Origin of the sequence: Streptomyces sp. NPDC087270, from assembly GCF_044744625.1 — a bacterium.
Classification (GTDB): domain Bacteria; phylum Actinomycetota; class Actinomycetes; order Streptomycetales; family Streptomycetaceae; genus Actinacidiphila.
The window spans coordinates 584,726-607,204 of record NZ_JBIUYR010000002.1; the positions used below are offsets into that span (position 1 = coordinate 584,726).

General features: G+C 75.1%; 22 protein-coding genes. 11 read left to right on the plus strand and 11 right to left on the minus strand.

What is annotated here, in order from left to right; translation table 11 throughout:
- Nucleotides 1–67 precede the first annotated feature (67 nt).
- Nucleotides 68–1,930: an FAD-dependent oxidoreductase gene (locus tag ACIPAE_RS05935; protein ID WP_402443138.1), complete on the minus strand. Its 1,863-nt coding sequence runs from the start codon at nt 1,928–1,930 to the stop codon at nt 68–70.
- Between the two features lie 365 nt (nt 1,931–2,295).
- On the opposite strand from ACIPAE_RS05935, the gene ACIPAE_RS05940 reads away from it, so the two are divergent.
- From ACIPAE_RS05940 to ACIPAE_RS05970, 7 genes are all read left to right on the plus strand, one after another.
- Nucleotides 2,296–3,456 (plus strand): SchA/CurD-like domain-containing protein, encoded by a 1,161-nt coding sequence (locus ACIPAE_RS05940; protein WP_402443140.1) that lies wholly within the window; start codon nt 2,296–2,298, stop codon nt 3,454–3,456.
- 79 nt (nt 3,457–3,535) lie between these two features.
- The gene (locus ACIPAE_RS05945) at nt 3,536–3,985 is read left to right on the plus strand and encodes a cupin domain-containing protein (RefSeq protein ID WP_328464403.1); all 450 of its coding nucleotides are present in this window, start codon (nt 3,536–3,538) and stop codon (nt 3,983–3,985) included.
- Nucleotides 3,982–5,265: a beta-ketoacyl-[acyl-carrier-protein] synthase family protein gene (locus ACIPAE_RS05950; protein ID WP_329369205.1), complete on the plus strand. Its 1,284-nt coding sequence runs from the start codon at nt 3,982–3,984 to the stop codon at nt 5,263–5,265. Before ACIPAE_RS05945 ends, ACIPAE_RS05950 begins: the two co-directional genes overlap by 4 nt.
- Nucleotides 5,262–6,521, plus strand: coding sequence for a beta-ketoacyl synthase N-terminal-like domain-containing protein (locus ACIPAE_RS05955; protein ID WP_402443143.1), 1,260 nt, complete (start codon nt 5,262–5,264; stop codon nt 6,519–6,521). The genes ACIPAE_RS05950 and ACIPAE_RS05955 overlap by 4 nt, the downstream gene beginning before the upstream one ends.
- Nucleotides 6,522–6,574: 53 nt before the next feature.
- Nucleotides 6,575–6,859 (plus strand): acyl carrier protein, encoded by a 285-nt coding sequence (locus ACIPAE_RS05960; RefSeq protein WP_328464409.1) that lies wholly within the window; start codon nt 6,575–6,577, stop codon nt 6,857–6,859.
- A 29-nt stretch (nt 6,860–6,888) separates the two neighbouring features.
- A complete protein-coding gene (locus tag ACIPAE_RS05965) occupies nt 6,889–7,395 on the plus strand; it encodes an SRPBCC family protein (protein WP_328464411.1) in 507 nt (168 codons plus the stop codon).
- Nucleotides 7,396–7,401: 6 nt separating this feature from the next.
- Nucleotides 7,402–7,728, plus strand: a complete 327-nt coding sequence (locus ACIPAE_RS05970; RefSeq protein WP_329369200.1) for a TcmI family type II polyketide cyclase — start codon at nt 7,402–7,404, stop codon at nt 7,726–7,728.
- 138 nt (nt 7,729–7,866) lie between these two features.
- Here the strand turns inward: ACIPAE_RS05970 and ACIPAE_RS05975 are convergent, their stop codons facing one another.
- The 3 genes from ACIPAE_RS05975 to ACIPAE_RS05985 all read right to left on the minus strand — a co-directional run bounded on the left by ACIPAE_RS05975 (nt 7,867) and on the right by ACIPAE_RS05985 (nt 11,112).
- Nucleotides 7,867–8,973, minus strand: a complete 1,107-nt coding sequence (locus ACIPAE_RS05975) for a methyltransferase (protein WP_402443146.1) — start codon at nt 8,971–8,973, stop codon at nt 7,867–7,869.
- Nucleotides 8,974–9,020: 47 nt separating this feature from the next.
- A complete protein-coding gene (locus tag ACIPAE_RS05980) occupies nt 9,021–10,169 on the minus strand; it encodes a nitrous oxide reductase family maturation protein NosD (RefSeq protein WP_402443148.1) in 1,149 nt (382 codons plus the stop codon).
- Nucleotides 10,170–10,353: 184 nt separating this feature from the next.
- A complete protein-coding gene (locus tag ACIPAE_RS05985; protein ID WP_402443150.1) occupies nt 10,354–11,112 on the minus strand; it encodes an ArsR/SmtB family transcription factor in 759 nt (252 codons plus the stop codon).
- Nucleotides 11,113–11,177: 65 nt separating this feature from the next.
- Here ACIPAE_RS05985 and ACIPAE_RS05990 point away from each other — a divergent pair, with 65 nt between their 5' ends.
- Entirely contained in the window at nt 11,178–11,903 is a 726-nt protein-coding gene (locus ACIPAE_RS05990) for a flavin reductase family protein (protein WP_402443152.1), read from the plus strand.
- 511 nt (nt 11,904–12,414) lie between these two features.
- On the opposite strand, the gene ACIPAE_RS05995 is transcribed toward ACIPAE_RS05990, so the two are convergent.
- From ACIPAE_RS05995 to ACIPAE_RS06025, 7 genes are all read right to left on the minus strand, one after another.
- Nucleotides 12,415–13,758, minus strand: coding sequence for a HAMP domain-containing sensor histidine kinase (locus ACIPAE_RS05995; RefSeq protein WP_329369194.1), 1,344 nt, complete (start codon nt 13,756–13,758; stop codon nt 12,415–12,417).
- 25 nt (nt 13,759–13,783) lie between these two features.
- On the minus strand, nt 13,784–14,476 hold the full coding sequence (locus tag ACIPAE_RS06000) for a response regulator transcription factor (RefSeq protein WP_329369192.1): 693 nt from the start codon (nt 14,474–14,476) through the stop codon (nt 13,784–13,786).
- A 241-nt stretch (nt 14,477–14,717) separates the two neighbouring features.
- Nucleotides 14,718–15,197, minus strand: coding sequence for a hypothetical protein (locus ACIPAE_RS06005; protein WP_329369190.1), 480 nt, complete (start codon nt 15,195–15,197; stop codon nt 14,718–14,720).
- A gap of 32 nt (nt 15,198–15,229) precedes the next feature.
- Nucleotides 15,230–16,084, minus strand: a complete 855-nt coding sequence (locus ACIPAE_RS06010; protein WP_366410498.1) for a fused MFS/spermidine synthase — start codon at nt 16,082–16,084, stop codon at nt 15,230–15,232.
- Between the two features lie 94 nt (nt 16,085–16,178).
- Nucleotides 16,179–16,631 carry a hypothetical protein gene (locus tag ACIPAE_RS06015; protein WP_402443156.1) on the minus strand — a complete coding sequence of 151 codons (453 nt, stop codon included), beginning with the start codon at nt 16,629–16,631 and terminating at the stop codon, nt 16,179–16,181.
- 236 nt (nt 16,632–16,867) lie between these two features.
- Nucleotides 16,868–17,458, minus strand: a complete 591-nt coding sequence (locus ACIPAE_RS06020; protein WP_329374281.1) for a histidine phosphatase family protein — start codon at nt 17,456–17,458, stop codon at nt 16,868–16,870.
- A gap of 64 nt (nt 17,459–17,522) precedes the next feature.
- On the minus strand, nt 17,523–18,212 hold the full coding sequence (locus ACIPAE_RS06025) for a TetR/AcrR family transcriptional regulator (protein ID WP_402443158.1): 690 nt from the start codon (nt 18,210–18,212) through the stop codon (nt 17,523–17,525).
- A gap of 237 nt (nt 18,213–18,449) precedes the next feature.
- Here ACIPAE_RS06025 and ACIPAE_RS06030 point away from each other — a divergent pair, with 237 nt between their 5' ends.
- The 3 genes from ACIPAE_RS06030 (at nt 18,450) to ACIPAE_RS06040 (ending at nt 22,476) form a co-directional block, all read left to right on the plus strand.
- Nucleotides 18,450–19,526, plus strand: coding sequence for a phosphatase PAP2 family protein (locus ACIPAE_RS06030; RefSeq protein ID WP_402443160.1), 1,077 nt, complete (start codon nt 18,450–18,452; stop codon nt 19,524–19,526).
- 68 nt (nt 19,527–19,594) lie between these two features.
- Nucleotides 19,595–20,842 (plus strand): hypothetical protein, encoded by a 1,248-nt coding sequence (locus ACIPAE_RS06035; RefSeq protein WP_402443162.1) that lies wholly within the window; start codon nt 19,595–19,597, stop codon nt 20,840–20,842.
- Nucleotides 20,839–22,476, plus strand: a complete 1,638-nt coding sequence (locus ACIPAE_RS06040; protein ID WP_402443164.1) for a hypothetical protein — start codon at nt 20,839–20,841, stop codon at nt 22,474–22,476. Before ACIPAE_RS06035 ends, ACIPAE_RS06040 begins: the two co-directional genes overlap by 4 nt.
- Nucleotides 22,477–22,479: the final 3 nt, after the last annotated feature.

Consider the following 22,479-nt stretch of genomic DNA (forward strand, 5'->3'; position numbering starts at 1 on the left):
CGAGGCCCCCGAGATTCCGCGCGGCCCCCGAGGTCCCGCGCACCGCGGGCGGGGGCACCCTGGCGGGTCAGCCCCGGCAGAACACCTCGTCCAGGGCCGCGCGGAGCACCCCCTCCGGGTCGGGGCGGGCACCCTCGCAGCGCCAGGCCACGAACCCGTCGGGCCGCACCAGCACGGCACCCTCCTCCCCGATGCCGTGCAACCCGCAGAAGTCGGGCGGCCCGGCCGGTGCGCCGCCGGGGGCTCCCCCGGGCGGCCCGCTCGGCGCAGGTCCGCCCGAGCCCGCAGGTCGGCCCGGGCCCGCAGGTCCGCCCGGGCCCGCAGGTCCGCCCGAGGCGCCCGGGCCGTCCGGGTCGGCCTCCAGCTCCTGGCCGAACCGGTAGCACGCGAGGGGCACCCCGGTCCGTTCCGCGGCGAGCCGCGCGACATCGTGCCAGGCGCCGCCGGCCGGCCCGGTGAGGAGGACCGGCGTGCGCTCGTAGAGGTCGAGCGTGGAGATCCGCTCGCCGCCGCGGCGCACCCACAGGTGGGGCGCGCGCCCGCCGGGCACCGCCCGCGGGCTGAAGTCGTCCGGAACGGCGGCCTCCTGGGGATCGGCGCCGAGCACCGCGCCGAGCGGGTAGCGGTAGCCGAGGACGGCCGGAAGCAGGCCGGCCCGCGGCCCGGCCATGACCGGCGCCGCTTCGTATCCGGGGTGGCTGTGCTCGGCGGAACGGGCCGACGCCCGAGCGGCGGTGGCCAGCGCGACCGGGCGCCGCTCGGCGTCGTAGCTGTCCACCAGGCCGGGCCCGGCCCATCCTTCGAGGACGGCGGCGATCTTCCACGCGAGGTTGTGCGCGTCCTGGATACCGGTGTTGGAGCCGAACGCCCCGGTGGGCGACATCTCGTGCGCGGAGTCCCCGGCGAGCAGGACGCGGCCGCGCCCGTACCGCTCGGCGACACGTTCCGCCGCGTGCCAGGGCGCCTTCCCGGTGATCTCGACCTCCAGGTCGGGCACGCCGACCGCGGTGCGGATGAGGTGGGTGCACCGCTCGTCGGTGAAGTCCTCCAGGCGCTCGCCGTCGCCGGGGCGCCAGGGCGCGTGGAAGACCCAGTCCTGGGCGTTGTCGACGGGCAGCAGCGCGCCGGGGCTTTCGGGGTTGGTGAGGTAGCAGACGATGAAGCGGCGGTCGCCGACCGCGTCGGCCAGCCGCTTGGCGCGGAAGGTGACGCTGACGTTGTGGAAGAGGTCGCCGGGCCCGGTCATGGGGATGGCCAGGCGCTCGCGGACGGGGCTGCGCGGGCCGTCCGCGGCGATCAGGTAGTCGGCGCGCACGGTGCGGACCCGGCCGGAGGCGCGGTCGGCGATCTCGGCGGTGACGCCGTCCGCGTCCTGCGCGAACGACACCAGTTCGGTGCCGAAGCGGATGTCGCCGCCCGCCTCGCGGGCGGCCGCCAGCAGCACGGGCTCCAGGTCGTTCTGGCTGCACAGGCACCAGCCGGACGGGCTGATCCGGGAGAGCCCGCCGCCGGGGTCGATCGTGCGGAACAGCCACTCCTGCTCGGAGCCGGTGAGGGTGTCGGCCTGGAGGATGCCGTGGTTCTCGGCGAGCACGGACGCGGCGGCGCGGATACGGTCCTCGACGCCCGCGACGCGCATCAGTTCCATGGTGCGGACGTTGTTGCCGCGCCCGCGCGGGTGGTGCGAGGTGCGGGCATGCCGCTCGACCAGCAGGTGCGGCACGCCGAGGCGGCCGAGGAAGAGCGACGCGGACAGGCCGACGAGGGAGCCGCCCACGATCAGGACGGGCACCCGGTCGTCGGTGTGCCCGTCGGCGCCGGCCGAGCCGGCCGAGGTGGCCGAGGTGGCCGAGGTGGCCGAGGTGGCGGGGGCGGCTGGGCCGGGCTGCGGGGAGCCGGGCGGCGGCGCGGGGTGCGGGGCGTTCGTCATGGGGTTCTCCGGAGTGGGAGTGGGGGTGCGCACGGCAGTGGGGCCCGGGCCCGCCGCGCGGATGCTTCCCGGCGGTAGCTCCTTTCCCTGCCGAGGCGTTCCGCGGGCCGGGTCGGGCGGTGCTTCACTCGGCCGCCTCACGTGCCGCGCACGATTCCCGCCCGGGGCTGAGCATCGGAAACAGGCGGTCCCGCCGCGCGCATACGGCCTGACGCATATGCGGAAGGCATCACCGCCCGGCGGCGGCCCCGCGGCTCAGGGCCCTCCGGCCGCGCCCCGGCAACGGCACCACCACGGGGCTCCCCACCACGCGGCTCGGCCCGCGGCCGTCCGCACCCCGCCCCACCCGAGAGGAACGATCTTCCATGACGACTCTGGACGACCGGCTCGCCCCGCCCTCCTCCTCCGCCGTACCCGGCACCGCCCGGCTGCGCGTCGTACTGCTGCTGGACGTGCTCGACGGCAGGCAGCAGCGCTTCCTGGAGGCGTACGAGCAGATACGCCACCAGGTGGCGGCCGTGCCCGGACACATCAGCGACCAGCTGTGCCAGTCGCTCGGGAACTCCTCGCAGTGGCTGATCACCAGCGAGTGGGAGGGCAGCGAGCCGTTCCTGGAGTGGGTGGAGAGCGCCGCGCACCGCGCGATGGTCGAGCCGCTGCACGGGTGCGTGCGGGACACCAGGTCGCTGCGGTTCCTGGTGGCGCGCGAGACACCGGAGCAGGGCGCGCCGGGCGCACAGGGCGCGCGGACCGCCCGGGCCGCGGCGAAGCCGCCCGCGGCGCCCGCCGCCGGGCTCGACCCGGTGCCCGCGCCGCCGCTGTGCTCGGGCGGGGTGGTGCGGCACGCGATCACCTTCACGGTGAAGCCGGGCAGCGAGGAAGCGGTGGCGAAGCTGCTGTCCGACTACCGCGCGCCGCGGGCCCAGGTGGACGACACCACACGGCTGCTGCGCACGTCGCTCTTCATGTACGGCAACCGAGTGGTCCGGGCGGTCGAGGTGGCGGGAGACCTCGGCAACGCGCTGCGGCACGTGGCGGCGCAGCCGGAGGTAAGGGCCGTCGAGGAGGCGATCAACCCTTACCTGGAAGAGGACCGCGACCTCACCGCCGCCGCCTCGGCGCGGGCCTTCTTCGCCCGGGCGGCCCTGCCCGCGGTCGGCCACGAGACGGACCCGGCCCCCGCCCTCGGCGCCGGCGAGCCGCTGACCCGGCAGGCGTTCCTCTACCCGGTACGGCCCGGCCGCGGCGCCGACGCGGCCCGGCTGCTCGGCACCCTCGACGCCGCGGCCGCCACCGACCCGACGCACCCGCTGGCCGCCTCCACGGTCTTCCAGCGCGACGACACGGTGGTCCGCGTCATCGACGTCCGCGGGCTCCCCTCCGACGGCCCGGCCGCGCCGGTCCCCTCGGACGGCCCGACCGACGTGCTGCGCGAACTCCTCGTGCCGGGCGAGCCCGCCGACCCCACCGGGCTCGGCCACGGCGGCCACCCCATGACCCCCGTCACGGACCGCGCCTCGCGGTGACCCGGCAGCCCCGCGACACCGGCCCGCCACCCACATCCCCGCCCACACCCGCAGGACACCCCGCCCCGAAGGAGCCGCAATGACGAACGAAGTGCGCCTCGTGCACCTGGACGACACCAGCCCGAACCGCCGGCGCGGCGGCGACCTGAGGGCCCTGCTGACGCCCGCGTCGGTCGGCGCGACCAGCGGCTTCATGGGCGTGGCGATCGTGCAGCCGGGCGAGCGGATCGGCGAGCACTACCACCCGTACTCCGAGGAGTTCGTCTACGTGCTGAGCGGGGAGCTGGAGGTGGACCTGGACGGCGTGAGCCACCCGCTGCGGCCGGAGCAGGGCCTGATGATCCCGGTGGACATGCGGCACCGGTTCCGGAACGTGGGTGACAGCGAGGCGCGGATGGTCTTCCACCTGGGCCCGCTCGCGCCCCGCCCGGAGCTGGGCCACGTGGACACCGAGGAGACCGAGGGCGTGGCGGAGGTGGCCGGCGAGGCTGCCTCGGCGCCTCCCGACCCGACCAAGGCGCGGGCGTGAACCGCCCTGGCGGGGACCGCCGGGTCGCGGTCACCGGCCTCGGGGTGGTCGCCCCCGGCGGCATCGGGGTACCGGCCTTCTGGGACCTGCTGACCTCCGGTCGTACGGCCACCCGCGGCATCAGCCTCTTCGACCCGGCCGGCTTCCGCTCCCGGATCGCCGCGGAGTGCGACTTCGACCCGAAGAGGGCAGGGCTCGGCGCCGAGCTGGCCGAACGCGCCGACCGGTACGCCCAGTTCGCGCTGACCGCGGCGCGCGAGGCGATCCGGGACAGCGGTCTCGACCTCGCCGCGCAGGACCCGTGGCGGGTCGGGGTGTGCCTGGGCTCGGCCGTCGGCGGCACCACCCGGCTGGAGCGCGACTACGTCAAGGTCAGTGCGTCGGGGAGCCGTTGGGACGTGTCGCCGCAGGAGGCGGGCGCCCATCTGCACCGGGCGTTCCAACCCAGCGCGCTCGCCTCGGAGGTGGCCGAGGACATCGGCGCGCACGGCCCGGTGCAGACGGTCTCCACCGGCTGCACCTCGGGTCTCGACGCGGTCGGCCACGCCTTCCACGCCGTGCAGGAGGGCAAGGCCGACATCATCGTGGCCGGGGCGGCGGACTCGCCGATCTCGCCGATCACGGTCGCCTGCTTCGACGCGATCAAGGCCACCTCGACCCGCAACGACGACCCGGCGCACGCCTCGCGCCCGTTCGACGCGGACCGGGACGGCTTCGTGCTCGGCGAGGGCTCGGCGGTGCTGCTGCTGGAGGAGTGGGAGCACGCCCGGCGGCGCGGCGCCCGCATCCTCTGCGAGCTGCGCGGCTTCGCGACCTTCGGGAACGCCTACCACATGACCGGACTGACCACCGAGGGCCGGGAGATGTCCGAGGCGATCGACCAGGCACTGGCCGACGCGCGGATCGACCGGACCGGCGTGGACTACGTCAACGCGCACGGCTCCGGCACCAAGCAGAACGACCGGCACGAGACGGCGGCGGTCAAGCGCTCGCTCGGCGAGCACGCGCGCACGGTGCCGATGAGTTCGATCAAGTCGATGGTCGGGCACTCGCTCGGCGCGATCGGCGCGATCGAACTCGCCGCGTGCGCACTGGCGTTGACCCACGACGTGGTGCCGCCGACCGCCAACTACGAGACCCCGGACCCGGATTGCGACCTGGACTACGTGCCGCGCACCGCGCGGCCGGTCCGGCTGCGGTCCGTGCTTTCGGTCGGCAGCGGCTTCGGCGGCTTCCAGTCCGCGGTGGTGCTCGCGCACGCCGAGAGGAGCACGTCATGAGCGGGACCGACAGCGGCCGCGGGCAGACCGTGGTCACCGGGATCGGCGTCGTCGCGCCGAACGGCGTGGGCACCGAGGCGTTCTGGAAGGCGGTGCAGCTGGGCGGTTCGGTGCTCGGCCCGGTCCGCCGGGAGGGCTGCGAGCGGCTGCCGCTGAAGGTCGCGGGCCAGGTCGAGGACGGCTTCGACCCGGCCGGGCTGGTCGAGGACCGCTTCCTCGTACAGACCGACCGGTTCAGCCACTTCGCCATGGCGGCCGCGGAACTCGCGCTGTCCGAAGCCCACTTGGCGGCGGACCCGGACTCGCCGTTCGCGATCGGCGTGGTCACCGCGGCCGGCTCGGGCGGCGGCGAGTTCGGCCAGCGCGAGTTGCAGCAACTGTGGGGCAGCGGGCCGCAGTTCGTCGGCCCGTACCAGTCCATCGCCTGGTTCTACGCGGCCAGCACCGGCCAGGTCTCGATCCGCGGCGGCTTCCGGGGCCCGTGCGGGGTGCTCGCCGACGACGAGGCCGGCGGCCTGGACGTGTTCGCGCACGCCGGCCGGGCCATCCGGCGCGGTACCGACGCGATGGTGGTCGGCGCCACCGAGGCCCCGCTCGCGCCGTACTCCGTGGTGTGCCAGCTCGGCTACGACGAGCTGAGCCTGGCCACCGACCCGCGGCACGCCTACCTGCCGTTCACCGACGACGCCTGCGGCTACTCCCCCGCCGAGGGCGGCGCGATGTTCGTGGTCGAGGAGGAGTCCGCGGCCCGGCGGCGCGGCGCGCGGGTACGGGCGGTGGTCGCCGGGCACGCGGCCACCTTCACCGGCACCGGCGGCTGGCGGCACTCCCGGGAGGGCCTGGCGCGGGCGGCGCGGGGCGCGCTGGCGGAGGCCGGCTGCGCGCCCGAGGAGGTGGACGTGGTCTTCGCCGACGCGCTCGGCGTGCCCGAGGCCGACCAGGCCGAGGCCCTCGCCATCGCCGACGCGCTCGGGCCGCGCGCCGCGACCGTCCCCGTCACCGCCCCCAAGACCGGCTTCGGCCGCGCCTACGCGGCCGCCTCGGCGCTGGACGCCGCCGCGGCCGTGCTCGCCCTCGAACACGGCGTGGTGCCGCCCACCCCGAACGTGACCGAGGTCCGGCACGACCTCGACGTGGTCACCGGCGAGGCCCGCATCACGCCGCTGCGCACCGCGCTGGTGCTCAGCCGCGGGCTGATGGGCTGCAACGCGGCGCTGGTGCTGCGCGCGCCCGAGTCCCCCCTTTCCCCCCACTGAGGTTCCCCCCGAAGTTCCCCACCGAAGTTCCCCCCACCGAAGGAGAAGGACCCATGAACGACCCGACGAACACGACCGCGGACGGCCCCGTCACCTTCGACGAGCTGTCCGACCTGATGAAGAACCGGGCCGGGCTGTCGGTGGACCCGTCGGCGATGGCGTCCAGCCCGGCGACGACGTTCGAGGAGTTCAACCTCGACTCGCTGGGCCTGCTGGGCATCGTGGCCGAGCTGGAGAAGCGCTACAGCCGCAAGATCGGCGACGACGCGGAGACCTGCAAGACCCCGCACGAGTTCCTGGCGAGCGTCAACTCCCAGCTCAACGCCGCCGCGGCCTGACCCGTACCCGACGAGAAGGAGTTCAGCTCATGGCAGCATCGACCGCAGGGCACACCGAGAACGAGATCATCATCGCCGCCCCGGTGGACCTCACCTGGGACCTCACCAACGACCTGGAGAGCTGGCCGCAGCTGTTCAGCGAGTACGCCGCCGTCGAGATCATGGCGCGCGAGGGCGACAAGGTCACCTTCCGGCTCACCATGCACCCCGACGAGAACGGCACCGTGTGGAGCTGGGTCTCCGAGCGGGTGACCGACCGCCGCAACCTGACCGTGCGCGCCCGGCGGGTGGAGACCGGCCCGTTCGCGCACATGGACATCCACTGGGAGTACGCCGAGGTGCCCGGCGGCACCTCCATGCGGTGGGTGCAGGACTTCGCGATGAAGCCGACCGCGCCCGTGGACGACGCGGCCATGACCGACCGGATCAACCGCAACTCCGTGGTCCAGATGGAGCGCATCCGCGAGCGCGTCGAGAAGCAGGCCGCCGAGCGCGGGCTGTCCGCGATGCCGCCCCGCACCGCCGAGGGGGCGTGAGCGCGCATGCACCGCAGCCTGATCGTGGCCCGGATGAAGCCGGACGCCGCGGCCGCCATCGCCGAGGAGTTCGCCGCGTCGGACCGCGGTGAACTGCCCGGGCTGATCGGCGTCACCGGGCGCAGCCTCTTCCGGTTCCACGACGACCTCTACCTGCACCTGATCGAGGCCGACCGGCCGCCGGGACCCGAGGTCGCCAAGCACACCGGGCACCCCGAGTTCCGCCGCATCAGCGAGGCCCTCGCGCCCTACGTGTCGGCGTACGACCCGGTCAACTGGCGCGAGCCGAAGGACGCGATGGCCCAGGAGTTCTACCGCTGGGAACGCGACTAGCCGTTCCGCCAGGTCTCCCCGCGCCCCTGAGACCAGGGGCGCGGGGAGCCGCGCTCTCCCGGAACTCCGCCTGGGAGGTACCCCGGCCCTCCACCGGGGGGTGGTCCTGGAACCGACAGGACCACCCGCCCCGGAGGGTCAGTTCACCCGGGACTCGAACGCGAACAGGTGGGGGTTGACCGGTCGTACCGCACTCACGGGGAGCCCGGCCTCGGCCATGAGCGCGGTCATGCTCGCCCGGGAGTGCTTCGCGCCGCCGACGTTGAGCAGGAGCAGCAGGTCCATCGCGGTGGTGAACCGCATGGAGGGGCTGTCGTCGACGAGGTTCTCGATCACCAGGACCCGGGCGCCGGGCTCCGCGGCGGCCACGACGTTGCGCAGGGTGGCACGGGTGCTGGCGTCGTCCCATTCGAGGATGTTCTTCAGCACGTAGAGGTCGGCCCGGACCGGGATCTCGGTGCGGCAGTCGCCGGGCACGAGCCGGACCCGGCCGGCGAGCGCCCCGCCGTCCCGCAGCCGCGGGTCGGCGTGGGCGACGACGTCGGGCAGGTCCAGCAGGGTTCCGTGCAGGCCGGGTTCCTTCTCCAGCAGCCCGGCGAGCGCGAGCCCCTGGCCGCCGCCGATGTCGGCGACGCTGCGGACGCCGGTCAGGTCGACATACGCGGCGAGGTCGCGGGCCGCCTGCCGGCTGGAGGAGGTCATCGCGCGGTCGAAGACGCGGGCGGAGTCGGCCGCGTCGGCGTGCAGGTACTCGAAGAAGCTCTTGCCGTAGAGGTCGGCGAAGACGTCGCGGCCGGACCTGACCGCCTCGTCCAGGCGCGGCCAGGCGTCCCAGGTCCACGGCTCGGTGCACCACAGCGCGATGTGGTGCAGGCTGCCGGGCGCGTCCTCGCACAGCAGCCGTGACATCTCGGTGTGCGTGAAGCGGCCGTCCGCCTCCTCGGTGAAGACCCCGTAGCAGGCGAGCGCGCGCAGCAGCCGGCGCAGCGGCTCCGGCCGCACGTCGAGGTCGGCGGCCAACTCCTCCGCGGTGCGCGGGGATTCACCGAGGGCGTCGGGAAGTCCCAGCCGGGCGGCGGCGCGTACGGACGCGGCGCAGGCGGCGCCGAAGACGATCTCGCGCAGCCGCATCGAGGCGGCTCCCGCGGCGGCTCCGGGGTTTCCGGCCGAGCCTTCGGCCGCGGCGGGGTCGGACGGGGGCGGCTGGGCCCCCCGTTGGGCCTCGGTGTCCGGGGTGGTCGTCATGGTGCCGCCCTTTCTCATGGCGTCATGGCGGTTTCGGGCACCGCAGGTCAGCAGTGGCCCGCGGGCAGGGAGACCTGGCATTCGTTCGCGGTGAAGGTGTTGCCGGTGCCGTGGTCACGGTCGGCGAGGTCGGCCGGGCCGTTGTGCAGCAGCGTGTTGTTCCGCACGGTGTTGCCGGAGTCGGGCTTGCCGGTGAAGCTCGGGAAGAGCACGACGCCGCCGGACAGCGGGGAGGCGCCGACGTTGCCGGTGACCTCGTTGCCGCTCACCAGGGTGTTCTCCACGCCGGTCAGCACGATGCCGGAGCCCTGGACGTAGGGCAGGCGGGCGGTGGCCGCGCAGTAGGCGTTGTTCGCGTCGACCGAGTTGCCGGTGACCGTCATCTCGCCCGCGCGCGGGGTGTTCTCGTCGCCGACGAGGAAGACGCCGGCGCAGTTGCCGGAGATCGTGTTGGCGTCGACCGTGACGCGGCGCAGCCGGCGGACGACCAGGCCCATGTGGTTGCCGGTGAGGGCGTTCCCGCGGATCTCGGTGCCCTGCGTGTCGGTGGCGCCGCCCTCCTCGGAGACGGCGTTCGCCACGAACAGGCCCGCCTCGCCGTTGCCGCTCGCCTCGTTGGAGGTGAACCGCGAACGGATCGACTTCTCCTGGCCGATGCCGTACTGGCCGTTGGCGTCGGCCCGCACGTGGTCGACGGTGAGGCGGTCGGCGGAGGTGGCCCAGATGCCGTACTTCGCGAAGCCGGTGACCGTCAGGGACTCGACGCGCACGCCGTCCGCGCCCGTGACGCACAGGCCGTCACCGGCCGCGGCACAGGCGACGGCGCTGGTGCTGGTGCTTGTCGCGTTCCCGGTGTCGGGGTTCGTCGCGGGGTTGGTCGCGGGATTCGTCGCAGGATTCGTCGCGGGGTTCGCCGGACCGGTCGTGCTCTGCGGGTCGGACGCCGTCGTGGCCGGGGCCAGTACGGTGATGCCCGCGCCGGTGCCGCGCAGCGTCACCCGCGGCTTGCTGATCTGCACGCTGCCCCGGTACGTGCCCGGCAGCACCAGTACGGTGTCGCCCGGCGCGGCCGCGTCCACCGCCGCCTGGATCGACTCCCCCGGGTGCACCACCCGCACGGAGGCCGCCTGTGCGGGTGCTCCCCCGGCTCCCACCGCCGCCACCGCCGCTGCTGCCACCGACGTCCCCGCTACCACGCGCTTCACCATCGCCCGACCCATCGCCCGACCCGCTTCCGTTCGGCCCCGCGCAGGGGCATCGACGTAAAAACGGCGGCTCGGGCCGCCGACTCGACGCTATGGACGCCCCACCCGCACCGCCACTCACACAAGTCACTGGGGTGATACGCACTCCGGCGGCGGTCCGCCGTACGAGGTGAAGCTAGCCGCGGGCGGCCGGCGTCCCGGCGGTGCGGCCGGGTGCCGGGAGGACGTCGGCGGGCAGGCCGAGCAGGTCGTGCAGGGCGTGCCGGCCCGCCGGGGTGACCGCCACCGCGCGGGTGGTGCCGATCCGGGTGATCCACCCCGCGTCGAAGGCGTGCCGGCACAGCGCGGCGCCGACGCTGCCCGCGAGGTGCGGACGGCGCTCGGTCCAGTCCAGGCACGAGCGCACCGCGGGCCGGCGGCTGCCCGCGGGCACGGCGATGCCCAGGCCGGTGAGCCAGGCGGCCCCCTCAGCGGTCAGCCCGAGGCCGTGGGCGTCGCTCAACAGGCCGCGCGCGGCCATCGCGTCGGTGATCGCGACGCCGAGGGTCCCGGCGAGGTGGTCGTAGCAGGTGCGGGCGTGGGCAAGGGCCTGGCGGCGGCCGGACGCCGACAGCGACGGTGGCGGGGGCGGCGGGGTGCGGGCCGGGGCGAGCGCCGCGAGGCCCTCGATCAGCTCGGCCACCTGCGGGCCCGCCAACCGTACGTACCGATGGCGCCCTTGCCGCGCCTCCGCGAGCAGGCCACCCGCCACCAGCGCGTTGAGGTGCCCGGTCGCGGTCGAGGCGGCGACGCCCATGTGGCGGGCCAGTTCGCTCGCCGTCCAGGCCCGGCCGTCGAGCAGCGCCAGGCAGAAGCCCGCCCGGGTGCCGTCGGCGATCAGCCCGGCCACGCGGGCGAGGTCCGGGCCCGCGTCGCGTGCGCCGTGCGTGTGCATACGGTCCATTGTCGCGCCGGACGCTTCGGCGGCCGCCGAAGCGTCCGGTTCGTAGGGTCCGGGCCATGAACAGCGCATCCACGAGTGCCGGGCCCGGGGCGACCGCACCACCGACGGCACCCGCCCCGGTATCGGCACAGGCACAGGGACAGGCACAGGGACAGGGACAGGCACCGTCGCACCAGGTCATCGAGCCCAGCGTGCTGTACTTCGGCACGCCGGTGGTGCTCCTCAGCACCGAGAACGCGGACGGCTCGTTCAACCTCGCTCCGATGTCCTCGGCGTGGGCGCTCGGCCGGACGATCGTGCTCGGCCTCGGCGGGGAGGGGCAGACCGCGCGCAACCTCGCGGTCCGGCCCGAACTGGTGATCAGCCTGCCCGCGCCCGCGCAGTGGCCCGCGGTGGAGCGGCTGGCGCCGCTGACCGGGCGGAATCCGGTGCCCGAGGGCAAGGCCGCGGGCTGCCGGTTCGAGCCGGACAAGTTCGGCGCGGCCGGGCTGCGCGGCGAACCCTCCGACCTGGTCCGGCCGCCTCGCGTCGCGACCTGCCCGCTCCAGTTCGAGGCCCGCGCCGAACGGGTGCGGGCGGACGTCTCCGGTGACTTCGTCATCGTGGAAGCAGCGGTCCTCCGGGTGCACGCCGATCCCCGGATCGTCGTGCCCGGTACCCACCATGTCGATCCGGCCGCCTGGAGCCCTCTCGTCTACAACTTCCGCCACTACTTCGGGCTCGGCCCGGAACTCGGCCACACCTACCGCTCCGAAACCCCGCGGTCGCCTGCCGGCGGCTGAGCCGCACCCGCCTCCCCGGGTCAACACGGCTGGTGCCTGCCGGGTGGATCTCCGTGGGTGAAGGAGCGGCGTCCGGTGGCCCCCGCCCCCAAGCTGCAAGGCGGAAGAGGGAGTCGACGCGGTGGGGCGCCCTCACGCCCCAGGCCGTGGGGGAGCCGGCAACCGACGAGAACGCGGCGGATGCGCGTGCCGGACGCCGCGACACCGCGGAGATCCACCCGACAGACCCCAGGCCGTGCTGTGGACGTAGCGCCGTCCGCCCGAAGGGCGGGGCCCGTGGCGTCCGGTGCTCCCCCACAGCCTTCGGCGTGGGAGGTGCCACCAGATCGCACGGCGGAGGGTTGCCCTCGTGGTGGGCCTGCTCGGACCAGCCCGACAACGCCGGGGGCACTCCCCCTGGCTTCGCCGGAGGCACCCCCACCCGCCGAAGGCAGGGGGAGAGCGTGCGGGCCAAGCGCCACGGGATGGGGGCACCTCCCCCGCCGAAGTCAGGAGGCTTCCCAAAGACGACCTAGCCGCGGCGGTGGGTGGGGCGAGGGGCGGGGGTGGGGAGGGTGCGGGTGAGGCGGATACGGAGTTCGGTGCCGCCGAGGACGCTGCGGCCGATGGCCAGGTCCCCTCCGGTGGACTCGGCGACCCGGCGCACGATGTCGAGCCCGAGTCCGGTGGACCCGGGACCGCCGTCGCCGTGGCCGCGCCGGAGCGCGGCGGCGGGGTCGGCGACGCCGGGGCCGGCGTCGGAGACGAGCAGGATCACCGCGCCGTCGAACTCGTGCACGTCCACGGCGAAGGCCGTCCCCTCCGGGGTGTGCCGGAAGACGTTGCCGAGCATCGCGTCGAGCGCGGCGGCGAGGTCCGCCCGGGCGACCGGCACCCGTACCGGCCGGTCGGCGCCGGCCGTGCGCACCTCGCGGTTCTCGTCCTCCGCGAGCGCGGACCAGAACGCCATCCGCTCGCGCACCACCTCGGCCGCGTCGCATCCCGCGGGCACCGCCGGGCCGGACCGCTGCTCGCGCGCGGAACGGATGATCTGGTCCACCTCGCGTTCGAGTTGGGCGACGGCCGCGCGGGTGTGCTCGGCGGCCGGACTCTCCCCGAGGGAGGCGGTGTTGAGCCGCAGTACGGTCAGCGGGGTACGCAGCCGGTGCGAGAGGTCGGCGGCGAGTTCCCGCTCGTTGGCGAGGAGTTGGACGACCTGGTCGGCCATCGCGTTGAACGCGGCTGCGGCCGACCGCAGTTCGTCCGGCCCCGCCTCGGGCACCCGGACCGCGAGGTCCCCCTCGCCGAGCCGGCGCGCGGCGCCCGCCAGCCGTACCGCGGGCCGGATCGTACGGCTGCCGAGCCGGTCCGCGACCACCACGGAACCCGCGATCAGGCCCAGCCCGACGGCGCCGAGCACCAGCCACGCCGTGGCCACTCCCCGGGTGACGTCGGCCTCGGGCACGAACACCTCGACGACCGCGATCGTGCCGGTCCCGACCGCGGTCGGCCGCAGCAGGGCGTATCCACCGGCCACCCGTACGGTCGCGGCCTCGCCGTGCGCCGACGCGTCGTCGAACGCGGCCCGCGGGGCGCGGTGCCGGCCGAGGTCGACCGCCGCCGAGTGCGCGGTGGCGGGGATGCGCAGCGCGATCCGGTTCTCGCCGCCGGCCTGGGCGGTGGCGACGGCCCGGGCGAGTTCGGTGCGGTCGGTGGTGATGGCCAGCGCCGGCGCCACGGCGGCGGCCTGCCGTTCGGCGTTGGTCAGCGCGCGGTCCCTGGCCAGTTCCCTGACCACCAGGCCGAGCGGCACCGCGAAGGCGAGCACCACCATCGCGGTGACCGCCACCGACACCCGTATCAGCGCCCATCTCATCGCCGGGCCGCCCTCCGTATGCCGGTCACGCCGGCGGCTCCAGCTTGACGCCGACCCCGCGCAGCGTGTGCAGGTAGCGCGGCCGGGCCGCGGTCTCGCCGAGCTTGCGGCGCAGCCACGACAGGTGCACGTCGATGGTCTGGTCGTCGCCGTACGACTGCCGCCACACCTCCGCGAGCAGCTCGCGGCGCGGCACCACCACGCCCGGGCGGGCCGCCAGGAACGCCAGCAGGTCGAACTCCCGCCGGGTGAGGTCGAGTCGGCCACCGTCCAGCAACGCCAGCCGGCGCCGTACGTCGATCTCGAGGCCGCCGACCCTGATCCGCCCGCCGCCGGCCGGCTCCCCCGCCGCCCCGCCGCGCGCCCGCCGCAGCACCGCCGCCAGCCGCGCCGACAGGTGCTCCACGGAGAACGGCTTCACCAGGTAGTCGTCGGCACCGGCGTTCAACAGCCGTACGATCTCGGCCTCGTCGTCCCGCGCGGTCGCCACGATCACCGGTACGTCGCTCAGCCCGCGCAGCATCTTCAGCGCCTCGGAGCCGTCCAGGTCCGGCAGCCCCAGATCGAGGATCACCACGTCGAAGCCGACCTGCGCCACCTCGCGCAGCGCCTCCAGCGCGGTGCCGACGCTGCGCACGGTGTGCCCGGCGTCGCCGAGATGCCGGATGAGGGCGGACCGCACGAACTGGTCGTCTTCGACGACGAGGACTGTTGCCATGGAGCCGAACCTAGCGAATTCGCTCCGCGGGAAGAGCCGGGGTTGCTCGCCCGGGGGAGCTTGTCTGCGCTCAAACGCCGCGCGGGCTTGGGGTGGTGGACGTGGGCGCGTCACTTTTGCGCTCAAACGCCGCGCGGGCTGGGTTTTGCTCGGGCCGGTTCTTTGGTCGGGCTGGGTTTGGTCGGGCTGGGTTTGCTCGGGCTGGGTTTGCTCGGGCTGGGTTGTGGTCGGGCTGGAATTGTCAGCCGTCTTTGTAGGTCTGGACGGTTGGGGGGTGGCCGTTCCAGGTGCAGAGGAGGGTGGAGGCGGTGGAGGTGGAGGGGGAGGTGAAGGTGACGCGGAGCCAGCCGGGTTGGGTGGTCCAGAGCTGCATCTGCCAGTTGGGGTCGGGGGTTGCGGAGACGAGGGAGGCGGAGGTGGGGCCGAGGTCGAGGACGACCTGGCCGCCGGCGACGGTGTAGCTGTGGACGTCGGCGGGGTCGCCGGTGGGGTGGGGGGAGGCGGGGGGTCGTGAAGTGGTGGGGTGGGGTGAGGGTTTGGGGCGGTGGACGGCGCTGGAGATGCCGGGTGGGGGGCCGCTGCTCGCCGCGGGGATCGGGAGGGTGCGCGGGGGGTCGTAGGCGGTGCCGCGGAGCACCGAGCGCACGCCGAACCAGGACATGGCGACCGCCACCGCGGTAGCCACTGCCCAGACGCCGACGTGCAGTGCTCCTCTGCGCACGCCCCCATCCTGCCCTGGACGGGCCGGGCGGGTCAGTCGAAGACGTGGGCGGGGGGCGGCGGGGAGGCGGTGGCCGTGGTGTCGGTGACGACGGGGGCGCCGGCGGTGAAGTCGGCGAGGGCGCGGCCATGTTCGACGCGGCCGGGGTGGGGGTCGGTGGCGACGCGGCGGGTGAGTTCGGCGACGGGCAGAGGGCGGTCGGCGGCGAGGAGGATCGCGTTGCCGAAGCGCTTGCCGCGCAGCACCGCCGGGTCGGCGGCGAGCGCGGTCTCGGCGAACGCGGCCTGTGCGGTGGCGACTTGGCCGCGCAGGAAGGCGAGTGCGCCGCCGTCGGTGAGGTTGGCGGCGTAGAGGCCCTGGGGGTCGAGGGCGCGGCGGACGTCGGCGAGGAACTCGGCGCTGGTGAGGTGCGCGGGGGTGCGGGCGGCCGCGAAGACGTCGGCGATCAGCAGGTCGGCCCAGCCGTCGGGGACCTTCGCCAGGCCCTCCCGCGCGTCGCCGCCGCGTACCTTGATCCGCCAGGCGCGGTCCCAGGGGAGTTCGGCCCGGACCAGCTCGGTGAGCGCGGTGTCGAGCTCGACGACCTGCTGGGTCGACCGCGGCCGGGTGTGCGCGGTGTAGCGGGCGAGGGTGAGCGCGCCGCCGCCGAGGTGCACCACCCGCAGCGGGCGGCCGGGGGGCGCGGCGAGGTCGATGACATGGCCGAGCCTGCGCTGGTAGGCGAAGTCGAGGTGGGCCGGGTCGGCGAGGTCCACATGGGAGTGCGGGGCGCCGCCCACCAGCAGGGTCCACGCCCGCGGCCGCTCGCGGTCCGGGCGCAGCTCGGCGAGGCCCCCGCCCACGGGTGTGGTGCGGGGCTCCTCGGTACCGCGCCGATGACGTGCCATGGTCCGATTATCGACGACGACACCGCCGTCGACGTTCGCGGTCCACCCGGCCACGGTCTCGGCGCCGTATCCCGCGCTCAGGACGCGGCCGACCTCACGCCGGCGTCACGCCACCTGACGACGACGACGCCGGCGGCTGGTGCTGCTGCGGCTGGTGCTGCTGCGGCTGGTGCTGCGGCTGCTGTGCGAACCCGTCGACCAGCTCGATGGTCCGTGCGGCCACGCCCAGCGCCTCCCGCAGCACCGCCGGGTCCGTCACCGCCCGGTCGGTGTGCGGCGGGACCACCCAGCCGCTGCCGCAGGGGGTCAGGTCGCCGCCCGTACGGTGACACTGGCTGCCGGGCAGGTCCCAGCGGTCCGCGGTGCCCAGCGGGACCAGGAACGCCAGGCTGTCCCCGACGCGGTCGTGGAACACCGGCCCCACGCCCGTGCTCAACCGGAGCAGGTCCACGGCCTCCAGACCCTGCCTGGACGGCACGGTCACCACCTCCCGCGCCGGGGGCACGCTCGGTTCGGGGCTGTGGCCCGAAGTACTGCTCTTCTCCACGGCAACCTCCCTCCAAGGGGGAGCCGACGTGATCGGCTCCCACTTCGTACAACGGCATCCGTGGTACCGGGGGGCCGTCGCCAGGGGTGGCGTTGCCTGGCGAATCCCCACGCCGCCCCCCTGTTCGGGGGTGCCGGGGGCCTGCGGGCGAGGGCCACCGGGGAGCCGCCGAGGCCGCAGAGGAACGTCACCGCCGAGGCGACCGGGGAGGTCACCAGGGAGCCGCCGCCCGCGGGCTACTCGAGGTGCGCCGAATCGTTCCAGCGCTCGATCGCCGGCGCGCCGTAGGCCCAGCCGAGGACCGACAGCGAGGCCGGGTCGAGACGCAGCGCGGCCGCGAAGGCCGGGTCGAAGCCGAGCCACCGCGCGCCCAGGACGCGCAGGAAGTGGCCGTGCGCGAAGACCAGCACGTCACGCGGCGCGGACCGGGCCCACCCGATCACCTCGTCCGCGCGTTCGGCGACCGCGGCCAGGCTCTCCCCGCCGGGCACCCCGTCCCGCCAGATGTGGAAGCCGGGCCGCAACTCCTGGAGCTGCGCGGGCGTCAGCCCTTCGTACTGCCCGTAGTCCCATTCGAGCAGGGCGTCCCACTCCTTGGCCCGGCCGAACCCGGCGAGGTCGGCGGTGCCGGCGGCGCGCAGCAGCGGCGAGGTGCGCACCTCGGCGTCGGGCAGGCCGTTCCAGGGGGCGCGGGCGAGGCGTTCACCGAGCAGCAGCGCGGTGCGCCGGCCCTCCTCGGTGAGCGGGATGTCGGTGCGGCCGGTGTGCCGCCCGGTGCGGGACCACTCCGTCTGCCCGTGCCGGACCAGGAGAATACGCGGCGCCACCACTGCCATACCGAAGGACCTTTCGCGGACCGGGCCGAAACGCCTCCATCATCGCCCACCGCCGTCAGACCTCGGCGAGCAGCCCTCGCAGCAGCTGGTCGAGCCCCCATTCGTACTGCGCCCCGGCGTCCTCCTGCGCGCACAGCAGCTCGGGGACCAGCGAGGCCAGCGCCGGGTAGCGCTCGGCCGGGAGCGCGTCCAGCTTGGCCCGGACCCGCTCGCGGGCTCCCTTCTCGCACAGCACCCGGGCGCGCCGGGTGCTCCACAGCGCGGAGCCCACGGTGTACTGCATCAGCGCCACATGCGCGCGCACCGCGGCCTGCGGGGACAGCCCCGACGCGCGCAGCAGCGCGAGCATCCGGTCGATCACGGCGATCGCGTCGTCGCCCCGGGTGGAGCGGGTGGTGAGGAGCTGGAGCGCGGAGGGGTGCTCGGTGAAGAGCCGGTAGACGCCGAGGCAGACCTCGCGCAGCTCGCGGTCCGGGTGGGCGCCGCAGGCGCTCGGCAGCTCCACGGTGTCCAGCAGGCGCTGGGCGACGGCGTCGCTGATCTCGTCCTTGCCGCGGAAGTGCGAGTAGACGGCCATCGTGGCGACGCCCAACTGCTCGGCGAGCGCGCGCATGGTGAAAGCCTCGGCGCCGTCCCGATCGAGCAGAGCGATGGCGGCATCAAGGATACGATCCGGGTTGAGCGTGTTACGGGGTGCGCGGCGCCGCGGGGAGCGGAGCGGCTGGGCCGACGGGGATACCGACATCGGGATCTCTGTTCTCGTCCTTCGTACCTCGCGGCAGGCAACCCGGGAGCGGAACCGGGGCGTCCTTCGCGGTGTCCTTACCCTGCACAACCGGGCTGAACACCGTACGAACTCGGGGTATCTGCGAAACTTCGGGGGCGATGTGCGCCGCACGTAACGTACGGCGTACGGTTGAGCCTACGCCACCGACCAGACCGCCGGACCCGCGGCCAACGGAGAACCTGGAGAGACGTCCGGATGACGATCACCGCCACTGCGCCGCGCGCCGCTGCCTACCGCGGCAGGCTGCGCTGGTGGACCGAACTTCCGCTCATCGCCGTGGTCTACGCGCTCTACTCCGGAGCGCGGCTGCTGGTGCGGGGCGACGTGAGCAGCGCCGTGCAGCACGGCGCCGACATCCTGCACTTCGAGCAGATCGTGCACATCGACCCGGAGCGCTGGTTCAACCGGCTCTTCACCGACCACGCCTTCCTCGGCGTGCCGGCCGACTTCGCGTACGCGTCGCTGCACTACATCGTCACCCCGACGGTCCTGGTCTGGCTGTGGCGCCGCCGGCCCACCCACTACCGGATGGCCCGCACCTGGCTGATGCTGTCCACCCTGATCGGGCTGATCGGCTTCACCCTGATGCCCACCGCGCCGCCCCGGCTGCTCACCGGCCACCACGGCTTCATCGACACCATGGCGCAGTACGGCTCCTACGGCTGGTGGGGCAGCGAGGCGAGCGCGCCGCGGGGCATGGGCGACCTCACCAACCAGTACGCGGCGATGCCGAGCCTGCACGTCGGCTGGTCGCTGTGGTGCGGGATCATGCTCTTCCGCTACGGGCGGCACTGGACGGTGCGCACCCTCGGCGTGATCTACCCGCTGATGACCGCGTTCGTGGTGATGGGCACCGCCAACCACTACCTGCTGGACGCCGCCGCGGGCGTGCTGGTGATGGGCATCGGCTTCCTGCTGGCCAAGCCGGCGCTGCGGATGGTGGACGCGCTGTACACGCGGTACGGCTTCGGGCGGCCGGCCGCGGCCCGGGGCGAGGACGCCGCCGACGCGAGCGCGGATACGGCCACGGGTGCTCTCGCGGGTACGGCGGCTGCCGTGGCCGCGCCGGCCGGATCGACCGCTTCCGGCGGCGCCCCGCGGGATGCGACGAGCATCACGGGAACGGCATCCGCCGCCCCCTCGGGCGGCGAACCGGCGACGGAGAGCGCGGACCCCGCCGCCGCGCCGTCCGTGCCGCGCCCGACCCCGGCTCCCGACGACAGCAGCGGCACCGCGCCCCTGCCCGACGGCGAACCGGCCGCGCGCAACTGACCCGCCCGGAGGGTGCGTTCCGGGCCGCCTGGGCCCGGTTGTCACTGCCGGATGCCACACTCTCCCGGGTGAGCACTACGCACTCCCTGCGGGAGCGGCTGGCCGTCCTGCGCGGCCCCACCACCGCATCCCGCCCGATGGACGCGCGGGCGCTGGCCGCGCTCGCCGCCAACCCCGGCTGCAAGCGCCGCGCGGTGATGGACGCCGCCGGGGTGGACAAGGGCGCGGTCGCCGAAGCGCTCGGCTCCCCCGCCCGGTTCGGCCAGTCCCGGTTCGCCTTCTCCCGCGGCCACGCCTTCGAGGCGCGGGTCAAGGCCGACGGCTGCGCCGAACTGCTGCGGCTGCTCGGCTCCGAGGGCAAGGCGTCGCTGCCCGACCTGTCGGCTCCCGGACCCGAGGGGCGGGTGGCCAGGACCCGGATGGCGCTGGCCGAGGCCGTACCGGGCGAGTGGACCCTGCTCGACCACCCGCTGCTCGCCCTGGACGTCGCGGGGTCCACGGTCCACCTCGAACCCGACGCGGTGGTGATCGCGCCCGACGGCACCTGGACCGTGGTCGAGATCAAGTCCTTCCCGATCCTGGACGGCGGCGCCGACGCGATGAAAGTCGGCGCGGCGGCCCGGCAGTCGGCGGTCTACGTACTCGCGTTGGACGCCGTCGACCCGGGCCGGACCCGCGCCGACATCCTGCTGGTCTGCCCCAAGGACTTCTCCAACCTGCCCACCGCCGACCGGGTCGACATCCGCAAGCAGCTCGCCGTCACCCGCCGCCAGCTCACCCGGCTCACCCGGATCTCGGACATCACCGACCTGCTGCCGGAGGGCACCACCTTCGACCTGTCGTACACGCCCGACGGCCGCACCCCGACCCGGCCGCGGGCCGAGCTGGCCGCCGCCGTGGACACCGTCCCCGCCGCGTACGCCCCCGAGTGCCTGTCCACCTGCGAGCTGGCCTTCCACTGCCGGGACCGGTCCCGCGCGGCGGGCAGGGTCGAGGCCCTGGGCCGTTCGCTGCGCGGCGAGCTCGGCGACCTCACCACCGTCGAGGCGGTGCTCGCCGCCGCGCACGGCCGCGCGGGCGACCCGCGGGACCCGGCGGTCGCGGCCCTGCGCCGGGCCGCCGCGCTGCGCGAGGAGGCGATGTCCGCCGCGGCGGAGGCCGCGCCCGGCCCGGCCGGCGACGACGCCACCGCCCCCACCGCCGCTCAGGTCCCGGCCCGGGCCCCGGCCCGACCGCCCGCGCCACGCGCGCCGGCCGCCACCACCGCCGAGCAGCCTGCCGCCGGCGCGGGGCGTGTGCCGGGAGGCCCGGCGTGAGCGTGCTGCACACCCTCGCCCGCGCCGAGGCGGTCTCCGCCCGGCGGGCCGTCCCGGCGGCGACCGTACGCCACTGCCACCTCTCCGACCGGCCGCTGGTGCTGGTGCCGCTGACCACCGCGGGCGAGGCGGGCGCGCCGCTGGGCGCGATGATCGGCACCGACCGGGACGCGCCCGAGCTGCTGGTGGTGCCGCAACCGCTCGACCGCGAGCTGCGGTTCGGCTTCTTCGCCGGGCTCGCCCGGGAACTGCTCCTCGCGCTGGACCGCTACTGCGACGAGGTGGAGGTCGAGCCGGCCACCCGCAACCGCGAGGAGACCGAGCTGTGCGCGGACGCCCTCCAGGTCGTCGTGCCCAACGGCGCCGCCCTGGAGTACGTCCGGCTGGTCGGCCGCTCCACCCGCTTCCTGCGCACCGTCGAGGACCCGGACGCCCCCCACCCGGTGCCGGTCCCCGTGCCGCTGCTGGGCCGCTGGCTCACCCACTACGCCGAGCGTGCTCGCACCCCCGGCAGCGGCCTGCTGCTCGCCATGACCGACCTGCTCACCCGGCACTGGGCCACCGGCCAGAGCGCCATGGAGGACCAGCACCTGGGCGCCCTGCTCGGCTGGATCGACCCGCCGCCCGGCCTCGACGGGCCCACCGCCGCCGCCCGCGCCCAGACCGGCCGCGCCCCCGACGGCCTGCTGCTCAGCCCCCCGGCCGGCCCGGCCACCGACCCGGTCTTCGACAACCGCGTCCTCGCCCCCGCCCAGGCCCGTTACGACAAGGCCCGCACCGCGCCCGAGCGGGCCGCCGCCGAAGCGGGGATACGGGATCTGGTCGCCTCCCAGCTCCGCCCCACCTGGGACGACATGTGGCGCGGACTCGACCTGCTGCGGGCCCTGCCCGAGGGCGCCCACGTCGAGGAGCGGTGGAAGCGGGACCGCTGGTCGTTCACCGGGCACCGCGACCGGGTCGGCGCGGGAGAGCCGCCGCAGCCGAAGCGGGACGACGCGATCGCCGCGGCCCAGAAGCTCGCCGGGCGGGAGACCGCGCAGGCCCGGCTCGCCGCCCAGGAAGCGCTGGACGACCCCCTCGCCATGGCGGCGCGACGGCTGTCCGGCGAGGCGTTCACCGGCACGGTCGTCGAGGTCGAGATGACCTGGTCCGAGGGCCGCCGCCCCATGCCCCGGCCCCTCCTCACGATCGCCACCGACGACCTGCCGCAGGCCGAGCCGGGCGCGAAGGCGTACCGCGCGCTTCCGGACGCGAAGTCGGCGCAGGGGGCGGAACTGATCGAGGTGCGTACGGCGCTGGAGGTGCGTACGGCGGGGGACCCGGACACCGACGGCACCCACGGCACCCACGACCTCAGTGGCACCGCCGGCACCCCCGACGGCGCTGCCGCGGACGGCCCCGCGTGGAGCGTGCGGGTGAAGCTGACCGGCGGCATGGGCAGTGGCCGCACCCCGCGGGAAGGCTCGGTGCCGGCCCCCGGCGACACGGTCACCTTCACGCTGTTCGAGCACGACCCGAGAAGCGGCCCGGCCCTCCCCGACGCGGAGCAGACCCCGTGGACGCACGGCGGCCCGCCCGGCTCGGAGCCCGCCCCGACCGCCCCCGACCCCGTGACCGCGGAGGACTACCTGTGACCC